The 9,202-nt window shown below is 70.6% G+C and carries 8 protein-coding genes; 4 read left to right on the top strand and 4 right to left on the bottom strand.

The annotated features are described in order from the left end of the window. Window positions 1-713 (top strand): cytochrome c oxidase subunit I (locus ABFX81_RS07055; protein WP_346137753.1); only part of this gene is annotated, 713 nt, incomplete at its 5' end. Then, complete coding sequence (locus tag ABFX81_RS07050; protein ID WP_086850257.1) at window positions 710-1,060, top strand: hypothetical protein; 351 nt, start codon at window positions 710-712, stop codon at window positions 1,058-1,060. The genes ABFX81_RS07055 and ABFX81_RS07050, both read left to right, overlap by 4 nt. 6 nt (window positions 1,061-1,066) lie before the next feature. Here ABFX81_RS07050 and ABFX81_RS07045 read toward each other — a convergent pair whose 3' ends face one another. Beyond that, window positions 1,067-1,957 carry an imine reductase family protein gene (locus tag ABFX81_RS07045; RefSeq protein WP_086850256.1) on the bottom strand — a complete coding sequence of 297 codons (891 nt, stop codon included), beginning with the start codon at window positions 1,955-1,957 and terminating at the stop codon, window positions 1,067-1,069. Window positions 1,958-2,106: 149 nt separating this feature from the next. Between ABFX81_RS07045 and ABFX81_RS07040 the strand changes: the two genes are divergently transcribed. Beyond that, window positions 2,107-3,111 carry a GlxA family transcriptional regulator gene (locus tag ABFX81_RS07040; RefSeq protein WP_428837146.1) on the top strand — a complete coding sequence of 335 codons (1,005 nt, stop codon included), beginning with the start codon at window positions 2,107-2,109 and terminating at the stop codon, window positions 3,109-3,111. A 1-nt stretch (window position 3,112) separates the two neighbouring features. Here ABFX81_RS07040 and ABFX81_RS07035 read toward each other — a convergent pair whose 3' ends face one another. Then, complete coding sequence (locus ABFX81_RS07035) at window positions 3,113-3,772, bottom strand: TetR/AcrR family transcriptional regulator (protein ID WP_346137752.1); 660 nt, start codon at window positions 3,770-3,772, stop codon at window positions 3,113-3,115. 165 nt (window positions 3,773-3,937) lie between these two features. On the opposite strand from ABFX81_RS07035, the gene ABFX81_RS07030 reads away from it, so the two are divergent. Further along, window positions 3,938-5,194: an outer membrane protein assembly factor BamB family protein gene (locus tag ABFX81_RS07030; protein ID WP_086850103.1), complete on the top strand. Its 1,257-nt coding sequence runs from the start codon at window positions 3,938-3,940 to the stop codon at window positions 5,192-5,194. Here ABFX81_RS07030 and ABFX81_RS07025 read toward each other — a convergent pair. Together ABFX81_RS07025 and ABFX81_RS07020 are read right to left on the bottom strand one after the other, a co-directional pair. Beyond that, entirely contained in the window at window positions 5,187-7,046 is a 1,860-nt protein-coding gene (locus ABFX81_RS07025) for a cellulase family glycosylhydrolase (protein WP_086850134.1), read from the bottom strand. The genes ABFX81_RS07030 and ABFX81_RS07025 overlap by 8 nt on opposite strands. A gap of 82 nt (window positions 7,047-7,128) precedes the next feature. Beyond that, window positions 7,129-9,102 (bottom strand): GTP-binding protein, encoded by a 1,974-nt coding sequence (locus tag ABFX81_RS07020; protein WP_086850105.1) that lies wholly within the window; start codon window positions 9,100-9,102, stop codon window positions 7,129-7,131. Between the last annotated feature and the right edge of the window lie 100 nt (window positions 9,103-9,202).

Raw genomic sequence — 9,202 nt, 5'->3', positions numbered from 1 at the left:
CGTTCTTCTCCTTCATGACCTTCCTGATCGCGGTCCCGACCGGTGTGAAGTTCTTCAACTGGATCGGCACCATGTGGAAGGGCTCGCTGTCCTTCGAGACACCGATGCTGTGGGCGACCGGCTTCCTCATCACGTTCGTGTTCGGCGGGCTCACGGGCGTGCTGCTTGCCTCGCCGCCGATCGACTTCCACGTCTCCGACTCGTACTTCGTGGTCGCGCACTTCCACTACGTCATCTTCGGGACGGTCGTGTTCGCGATGTTCTCCGGCTTCCACTTCTGGTGGCCGAAGTTCACCGGCAAGATGCTGGACGAGCGCCTCGGCAAGATCACCTTCTGGACGCTGTTCACCGGCTTCCACGGCACGTTCCTGGTCCAGCACTGGCTGGGCGCGGAGGGCATGCAGCGGCGGATCCCCGACTACCTGGCGGTGGAGGGCCTGACGACGCTCAACACGGTGTCGACGATCAGCTCGTTCCTGCTCGGCATGTCGATGCTGCCGTTCTTCTACAACGTCTGGAAGACGGCGAAGTACGGCGAGCGGGTCACGGCCGACGACCCGTGGGGCTACGGCCGTTCCCTGGAGTGGGCCACCTCCTGCCCGCCGCCCCGCCACAACTTCGTCGCGCTCCCCCGGATCCGCAGCGAGTCCCCGGCGTTCGACCTGCACCATGCGGACGTCGCGGCGGCGGACAGGGAGCTGACGCTCCGATGACCGCCATGGAAGGTCTGCCCGTGGACCTGCGGGCGTTCCACAACGAGGTCGAGGGCCATCTGCTCGCCGCCGCCGCGCACGAGGAGGCCCGGGCGGCCGCCGCGCGCTTCGCCGCCCGGCTCGAACGGCTGCCGGAGGCCGAACGCGAGGAGGTGGAGCGGCTGTTCGCGGCGGAACACCTCGCCCTCGCCCGGGCCTCGTGGCACCGCACGGCGCGGCGCGGACAGGAGCTGCGGGGCGAGTACGAGGCGGTGTACCGCAGGCTCCGCGCACGGCTGCTGGCCGGTCTGCTGCTGGGATGCGCGCTGCTGGTGGCGGTGAATCTCGTGGTGCTGGCGTCGGTCTAGCGGGTGTCAGGCCTCGCTGTCGGCGGGATTCCTCAGGACCTCGATCAGGCTGGCGTAACTGTCCTGTCCGTGACCGGCGGCGGCGGCCTTCTCCATGGCGGCCTTGAGGAGCTCGGGCAGCGCGTTGTCGATGCCGCGGACCGCCGCCGCGTGGATGAGGTGGTCGATGGCCGCGATCTGCACGTCGACGGTGGCGTCGTCGCCCGGGTAGCGGCCGGCGTCCACCTGGGGCGCGTACGTGGTGAGGAAGCGCGTCACCGTGCTCAGCCAGCGGATCGCGACCGGGGTGAAGGCGGTGGCGGATGTCCGCTCGGCGCCGACCAGAGCGGTGCCGTGCAGCCAGCCGGTCATGGTGGACCACATCAGTCCGAGCAGGGCGGCGTCGTAGAGGGAGGCGAGGCCGGGGTCGGTGCCCAGGTGGAGGGGGTCACCGAGGGACGCCAGGGTGGAGCGGTGGGCGTCGAAGACCTCCTGGGAGCCGCTGTAGAGGAACATCATGGCGGGGTCGCCGACGCCGGGCGGGGTGGTCATGATGGCGCCGTCGAGGTAGCCGGCCCCGTGGGAGTCGGCCCACTTGACCGCCTCCTGGGCCTGTTCGGGGGACCCGGAGGTGAGGTTGACCAGGGTTCTGCCCGCCAGTTCGGCGGCGGCCGGGTCGAGGACGGTGTACAGCGCCTCGTAGTCCAGCACGCAGGCGATGGTCAGCGGCGAGGCGGCGATCGCCTCCTGCGGTGTGCCGGCCAGGCGGGCGCCGCGGTCGACCAGGGGGCGGGCCTTGTCCGGGGTCCGGTTCCAGACGGTGGTCGGGTGGCCCCGGTCCAGCAACGCGGCGGCCAGTGCCGAGCCCATCGAGCCCAGTCCGACGACGGTGACCGGCCGGCGGTGTCCTGCGTTCATGCCCAACTCCTCGTTTCCAACTGCCAGATGACGCGTGATCACGTACGGACACGCTCGCAGGGCACGAAGATCGGGAACAGTGACAGCGGTGACGGCGTCCACCAAATTCCTGCCATAGGCTGCGGAGCATGAGTGCCGGTTCTGTCGCCGTGGTCGTGACCGAGGAGATCGGGGTCCCCTCGTGGGATCTGTACGAACTGAGCATCCCCTGCACCGTGTTCGGCAAGCCGCAGCCCGATCTGGCCGATCCCTGGTACGACCTGCGGCTGTGCGGGACCAGGGGCGGGCCGGAGGAGGGGGACGGTGGTGCGGGCGGACACGGGCTGAGCCTGCGCACCCGCTACGGGCTGGACGATCTGGTGGGCGCCGACACGGTGATCGTGCCCTCCGTGCCCGACCCGTGCGTCGAGGAGGGCAGGCCGTTGCCGCGGGAGCTGATCGAGGCCCTGCGCCGGGCTCATGATGCGGGCGCCCGCATGGTCTCCCTGTGCACCGGTGCCTTCGCGCTGGCCGAGGCGGGGCTGCTCGACGGACGGCGTGCCACCGCCCACTGGATGCACACCGCACAACTGGCCGAGCGCTACCCGAAGGTGCAGGTCGACGCGTCGGTGCTGTACGTGGACGACGGCGACGTGCTCACCAGCGCCGGACTGACCGCCGGCCTCGACCTGTGTCTGCACCTGGTGCGGCGCGACCTCGGCGCGCACGTCGCCAACCAGCTCGCGCGCCGCATGGTGGTGCCCGCCCACCGGCCGGGCGGGCAGGCGCAGTTCATCGAGCTGCCGGTGCCGGCCGGCGACGACGAGGGGCTGGCACCCGTCCTCGAATGGGCGAGGGCCAACCTGGACCGGCCGCTGACCGTGGCCGACCTGGCGCGGCGGGCCGCGATGAGCCCGCGTACGTTCTACCGGCGGCTCCAGGCCGTCACCGGGACGACCCCGCTCCAGTGGCTTCTCGACCAGCGGCTCGGGCGCGCCCGGTCACTGCTGGAGTCGACGGACCTGCCGATCGAGAAGGTCGGGGAGCTGAGCGGCCTCGGCACGGCCAACAATCTCCGCCACCACTTCCTGAGGCACCTCGGGGTGTCGCCCGGCGACTATCGGCGGGCCTTTCCGGGGGCCGAGGCGACCGGGCGTGGACGTACGCGGGTCTGAGTCAGGTCCGCGGACTCCAGCCCGGGGGCCGCAGGATCCCCAGCAGTTGCCGGACCAGTTCGTCGACGACCTCGTCCAGCGTCGCGTCGACCCAGCCGGCGCTCCAGTCGTGCAGCAGACCGTTGACGCTGCCGATGAAACCCGTCGCCGCGAGGCGGTAGTCGCGGGGTGCCGCCTCGCCGCGCGCGGCGGCCGCCCGGGCCTCGGCGCAGATGAGGTCGACCCAGCCGGCCCGGCGGGCGAGCCGCTGCTCCTCCAGGCGCGGGCTGACGCCGATGATCTCGACGAAGGTGATGCGGATCCGGCGTGGATCGGCGGCGAGGTTCCCGGCGTAGGCGCGGAAGATGGCGGTCGCGCGCTCGACGAGCGGCAGGTCCGCCGCGTCGGCCGCCGCCTCGACCACGGCCGCCTCGGCCCAGTCGTTGACCTGGAGGTGCAGGGCCGCGAGCACGTCCTCCAGGGTGCGGAACTCCTCGTAGAACTGACGGGTGGACAGCCCGGCCGCCTCGCTGAGTGCCGCGACGGTGGTGGCGCGGAAGCCGGGGGTGTCGCCGAACAGTTGGAGCGCGGCGTCCAGGAACCGCCGGCGCCGCTCGGCCTGCCGCTCCTCGGCGGTCTTGCCGCCGTAGCGGCCGGTGGGCGCTCTGAGTCTGCCCGGCACCGGCGCTCCCTTCGTCCGCTCGGACACCCATCTTCGCCCGAACGCGATTTTGTCGTGGCAGCGGTCTTGTGAAGCAGGCCGCCCCTTCCTTACTTTGCAGTAAGTTGACTCTGAAAGTACGCGTGTTCAGATTCCTCACCCCCACCCGCAGAGGAGGGATCAGCCATGCCCGTCTTCCGACGACGGCACCTGTGCTCCCTGACCGCCGCCCTCGCCCTGACCGCCACCGTTCCCGCGACCGCCGCCCACGCGGACGCCCCCGACGCCTCCGCCGCGCTGCGCCAGGTGCTGTTCGTGGGCAACAACTGGGACGGCACCGCCGAAGTCATCAAGTCCACCGGTGACTTCGCGCGGATCGGCCGGATCAACGTCATCCCCGACAAGGGCGAGCGGATGGCGGAGATCAACGCCGATCCGATCAGATGGATCGCCTTCATGACGATCCGCAACAGCGTCGGCGAGGGACACGACCAGTTCGTCGACGACATGTACTCCACGCCGGACGGGAAGTCGGTGGTCGTCTCCCGGCCCAGCTTCGCCGACGTCGTCTCGATCGACCTGGCCTCCGGGCGGATCAACTGGCGCTTCCCGGTGTCCGGTTTCCGCGCCGACCACATGGCCGTCTCCCCCGACGGCAAGCGCGTCGCGGTGTCGGCCTCGACCGGCAACGCCGTGCACGTCCTGGACATCGAGACCGGCAAGCAGCTCGGCAAGGCCGCCACCGGCGACAAGCCGCACGAGAACATCTTCACCAAGGACGGCAAGTACATCTACAACATGTCGATCGGCGAGGTGAACACGCAGACCGACGCGCCCTGGCTGGACTGGACGAAGGGCGACCGGCGCATCACCGTCATCGACGCGACCACGTACCAGCAGGTCAAGGTCATCGACATGCGCCCGCGCCTGGACGCGATCGGTCTGAAGGACTCCTCCGACGCGGTGCGGCCCGCCGTGTTCTCGCCGGACGAGTCGAAGCTGTACTTCCAGGTGTCGTTCTTCAACGGCTTCTTCGAGTACGACCTGGCCTCCGACAGGATCACCCGCACGAAGACCCTGCCGAAGAACCCGGCGACCAGTGACGACCGCACCACCTTCGTCAACGACTCCCGCCACCACGGCCTCTCGATGAGCCCGGACGGCAGGAAACTGTGCGTCGCGGGGACCATGGACGACTACGCCACGGTCGTCGACCGCGGCACCCTCCAGCAGGGCCCGCTCGTCACCGCCGCCAAGCCCTACTGGGCCACGGTCAGCGGTGACGGCAAGAGTTGCGTCGTCTCCGAGAGCGGATCCGACCAGGTCACTGCCATCGACTTCGCCACCGGGAAGAAGGTCGCGTCCGTGCCGGTCGGGGACCACCCGCAGCGCGTCCGGCTCGGCCATGTGGAGGCCGGCTGGACGAGCCCGTCCGCTAGTTGACCTCCTTCGCGGTCCACGCCGCCAGCTCGGAGCGGGCCGCGTTCAGCAGCTCGGCCGAGGGAGCCGTCGCCCCGTTGGTCACCAGCGCGTAGTGCAGGACGCCCGAGTCCGGCGCGGTGAGCAGCAGGCGGCGGCTCCCCGTGCCGCCGGGCTCCTGGGCCACGCCGACCGGGGTCGTCGAGGTGTAAGCGGGCGGGGCGTGGGACGTGCCCAGGTCGGAGACGACGGTGGTGGACGCGGTCGGGAAGCTCGCCGGCAGGTGCAGTTCGGTGGGTGCCCGGCCGCCGTCCGAACGCCACAGCAGCAGCCCGTACTGTCCGGGGCCCACCAGCCGCTTCACGTTCGGCAGTGAGTCCGGCACCGGGTTCCAGGTCAGGGTCGTCGAGCCGTCCCGGGAGCGGTCCTCGTAGGTGAAGCCGACGGTCGTACCGGCCGTGGCGCTCGGGTAGAGGCGGTCCAGGAGCCGGGCGTCCTGGCGCAGCACCGGCTTGCCCGAGTCGTCGAGGCGTACGGCGGACAGGTCCTCGTCGTTCCAGGCGTCACCGGCGGTGAGCACCTTGTCGGGGTTGCCGTTCATCAGCTCGCGGTGGCGGCCGTTGTAGATGTCCCACTGCCACTGCGAGCCGGAGAGCACCGGCCCGGAGGCCGCCGGGTCGGACCACCAGTCGGCGCCCTTCAGGCGGGAGTCGAGGGCCTGGTACATCGCCTTGAGGACGGTGGGCGCCTTGTCGGAGACGTTGCCCGCCAGGGGATGCCCGAACTCGCTGACGACGGCGGCGGTCTGCGCGGCGGCGGCCCGGTCGCGGACCGTGCGGAAGTCGCCCGCGTACTGGCCGTCGGCCGCCTTGCCCCACATGAAGACGCCGGAGATGGCCTTCTGGTCGTAGAAGTGGGTGTTGAAGACGTAGCGCGGTCCGAGCTTTCCGGCGTCGAGCAGGCCGCCCTCCTGCTTCTGGAAGTCGAGGTTGGCGTTCCAGAAGAGGTTCGGTTCCACGAAGGCGGGCTTGTCGCGCCAGCCGGCCGCGTCCATGCGGGACCGGAACTTCTCGAAGAACGGCCACAGCACGTCCTTCTCCCAGGCGCGACTGGTCTGGCCGGAGTCGTAGACGCCCGCGTGCGGCTCGTTGTAGGGATCGAAGCCGGCGACGCCCTTGAACTGGTCGGCGCTCAGGTGCTGTTCGACGTACGCCATGGTCTTCTCGGCGGTGGCGAGGAAGGCGTCCTGCACGCCGTGCGCGTTGTGCCAGAAGTCGTACGTGGCGCGCTTCACGGCCTCGTTCTGGGTGATGTTCTGCCCCCAGAAGAGGCAGATCCCGCAGGACTCGTCGGGGTAGTTCCCGGCGTCCACCGCCCACTTGGGCGCGCCGTCGCCGGTGTACCAGCTGTCGGCGTCGAAGAGGTGCCGGGAGTAGAGGTCCTGGTGGAAGTCGGGGTAGACGCGGATGCCCGCGTCGAGGAACGCCTTCATCTGGTCGGTGGCCGCGGCCAGATAGGCGGTGTCCACTGTGCCGCGCTCGGGCTCGGCGTAGGCCCAGGAGAGCAGGAAGCGGACGGTGTTGCCGCCGCCGAGGGCGCGCAGGGCGGTCGCCGACTTGCGGGCGTCGGCGACGGAGGCGAAGGGCAGGCCCTTGTTCTCCGCGAGCTTGGTCTCGCCGGAGACGTTGTAGCCGCGCAGGACGACCTCCCGGCCGGAGGCGTCGGTGAAGCGGCCGTTCTTCACGGTGACGGCCGGATCGTCGAACCAGAGGGAGCCGGGAGGGGGCGCGGCGGTGGCGGGCGGGACGCCCGCCACCGACAGGGAGCCGAACAGGACAGCCAGGACAACCAGCAGACGTACTCGGATAGTCGGCATGTCCACTACAGTCCGGTGATATCAGGACAGCGTCAACACCCCTGACTCTGGAGTAAGTTCCCTCTCGGCCAGCGCCCACACCTCAACCGCCCACTCTTCGTGTCACGTTCAACAAGTACTCCTTCCTGTTCAGCGGGTTGTGGTCGGTGCGCGGGCGCCGCGGAACCGTGCCGTGCGTGACTGGCGCATAGTGGTCGAAGACGCTCTCCAGTTCTCCCTCCCCGCGGGTCAGCCCCGGCAGCAGTTGTCCGAGGGCGTGCACCCGGGCCGCCGGCACGGTGCCTTCCAGGACGCAGAGGTCGCCCCGGTTGCGCGTCGCCTCCGGTACGGCCGCGAGCCCGGCGAGGACCGGCAGCAGGGCGCCGAGGGTGTCGGCCGGGGCCTCGACACGGAAGCGGTGCATCGGCTCGTGGACCCGTGTGCCGGCCCGCCGCAGCGCCTCGACGAGCACCAGCGGGGTCACGCCGCGGAAGTCGGCTCCGGTGCTCGACATGCTCTTGTCGAAGCCCTGGTGGGCGTGGCTCTGGCGGGGTGAGTAGCCGCTGTGGGTCATGGTGACGGTGCAGTCGGGGACCTGCCAGCCGTGCAGCCCCTGGCCGAGGGTCTCGCGCACGGTGTCCTCGACGGCCTTGAAGAAGGCGTACGGCATGGATCCGAGCTCCACCTCCAGCCGGAAGCCGACGCCCGAGCCGACCGGTGCCGGTTCGACGCGCAGGCCGACCGTCGCGAGGAACGGGTTCGGGTCCTGCTTGTTGAACTCCACGGCGTGCCCGGTGCCGACGAGCCGTTCGACGCACAGCGGGGTGGTCTCGCGGAAGGTGACGTGCAGACCGTACTCGTCGGCGAGCGTGGCCTGGACGACCTCCTTCTGCACCTCGCCGTAGAGGGACACGGAGGTCTCCTGCCGGCGTTCGTCGTGGCGCAGGCCGATCAGCGGGTCCTGTTCGGCGAGCTGGGTGAGCGCGAGGTGCAGTGCGCCTCGGTTCACCCCTGGCCCCGGGACGACGACCGTCTCCAGGGTGGGCGGGGCGAAGAAGTGCTCGTACGCCTTGCGGGGTTCGCCGATCGCGTCGCCGATCCTGATGTCGCCGAGGCCCCACAGCCGGGCGATCTGCCCGGCGGCGACGGCGTCCGCACGGGTGTCCGTGCCGTGGCCGAAGACGCTGATCCCGGTGATCCGGCCCTCGGTGCCGTCCGCTCCGCAGGGGATCCGGTCGCGGGTGCGCAGCGTGCCGGAGTACATCCGGGCGTAGGCGACCTTCTCCCCCGCCGGGCCCCGCTCGACCTTGAACACGGTGCCGGAGACCGGCCCGTCCGCGCCCCCGTCGGCGGCCGGCAGCAGTTCCTCGATGCCGGACAGGAGCGCGTCCACGCCCGCGCCCGTGGCGGCGGAGCCGAAGTAGACCGGGTGGACCAGGGCCTCCCGGGTCCGCGCGACGAGGGACCTGCGCAGGAGGGCGTCCGTGACGGTGTCCTCGACGTAGGCGGACAGCAGCGTGTCGTCGTGCTCGGTCAGCACGTCGAGGGCGGCGGCCGGGCCGGGCCCCGGGACGAAGCGGGCCGCGCGCGTGCCGAGGCCGGTGGCGGTTCCCATCGGCACGATCGCGGGTGTCAGGCGGGCCGCGACCGACCGCAGCACCTCCTCGCCCTGCGCCCCGCGCCGGTCGATCTTGTTGACGAAGAGCAGGGTCGGGATGCGCAGCCGCTGGAGCGTCCGCATCAGCACCCGCGTCTGCGCCTGCACCCCTTCGACGGCGGAGATCACGAGGACCGCGCCGTCCAGCACGCCGAGCACGCGCTCCACCTCGGCGATGAAGTCCGGGTGACCGGGTGTGTCGATGAGGTTGACCGTCACACCGTCGAGCGGGAACGAGACGACGGCGGACTTGATGGTGATGCCGCGCTGCCGCTCCAGCGCGAGGGTGTCGGTGCGGGTGTTCCCGTCGTCGACGCGGCCGACCTCGTCGATCACCCCGGCCGAATGGAGCAACCGCTCGGTCAGGCTGGTCTTACCTGCGTCGACATGGGCGAGAATTCCAAGGTTGAGCAACTGCACGAAGCGTCATGTCCTTCGGAGAGAGAGCCGTTCCTGTCTGGGGGGACATGGACGCAGGGCGCATCTGTCGCTCCTCGGTACTCGATGACGTCGTGGACCC

The sequence above is a fragment of the Streptomyces coeruleofuscus genome (assembly GCF_039532725.1).
GTDB lineage: Bacteria > Actinomycetota > Actinomycetes > Streptomycetales > Streptomycetaceae > Streptomyces > Streptomyces coeruleofuscus.
Note: the sequence above shows the minus strand (reverse complement) of the source record. Positions and strands in the feature narration are given on the sequence as shown.

Coding starts and splice junctions, on each gene's coding strand:
- ABFX81_RS07050 (WP_086850257.1), top strand. CDS start 710: ATGACCGCCATGGAAGGTCTGCCCGTGGACCTGCGGGCGTTCCACAAC.
- ABFX81_RS07045 (WP_086850256.1), bottom strand. CDS start 1,957: ATGAACGCAGGACACCGCCGGCCGGTCACCGTCGTCGGACTGGGCTCG.
- ABFX81_RS07030 (WP_086850103.1), top strand. CDS start 3,938: ATGCCCGTCTTCCGACGACGGCACCTGTGCTCCCTGACCGCCGCCCTC.
- ABFX81_RS07025 (WP_086850134.1), bottom strand. CDS start 7,046: ATGCCGACTATCCGAGTACGTCTGCTGGTTGTCCTGGCTGTCCTGTTC.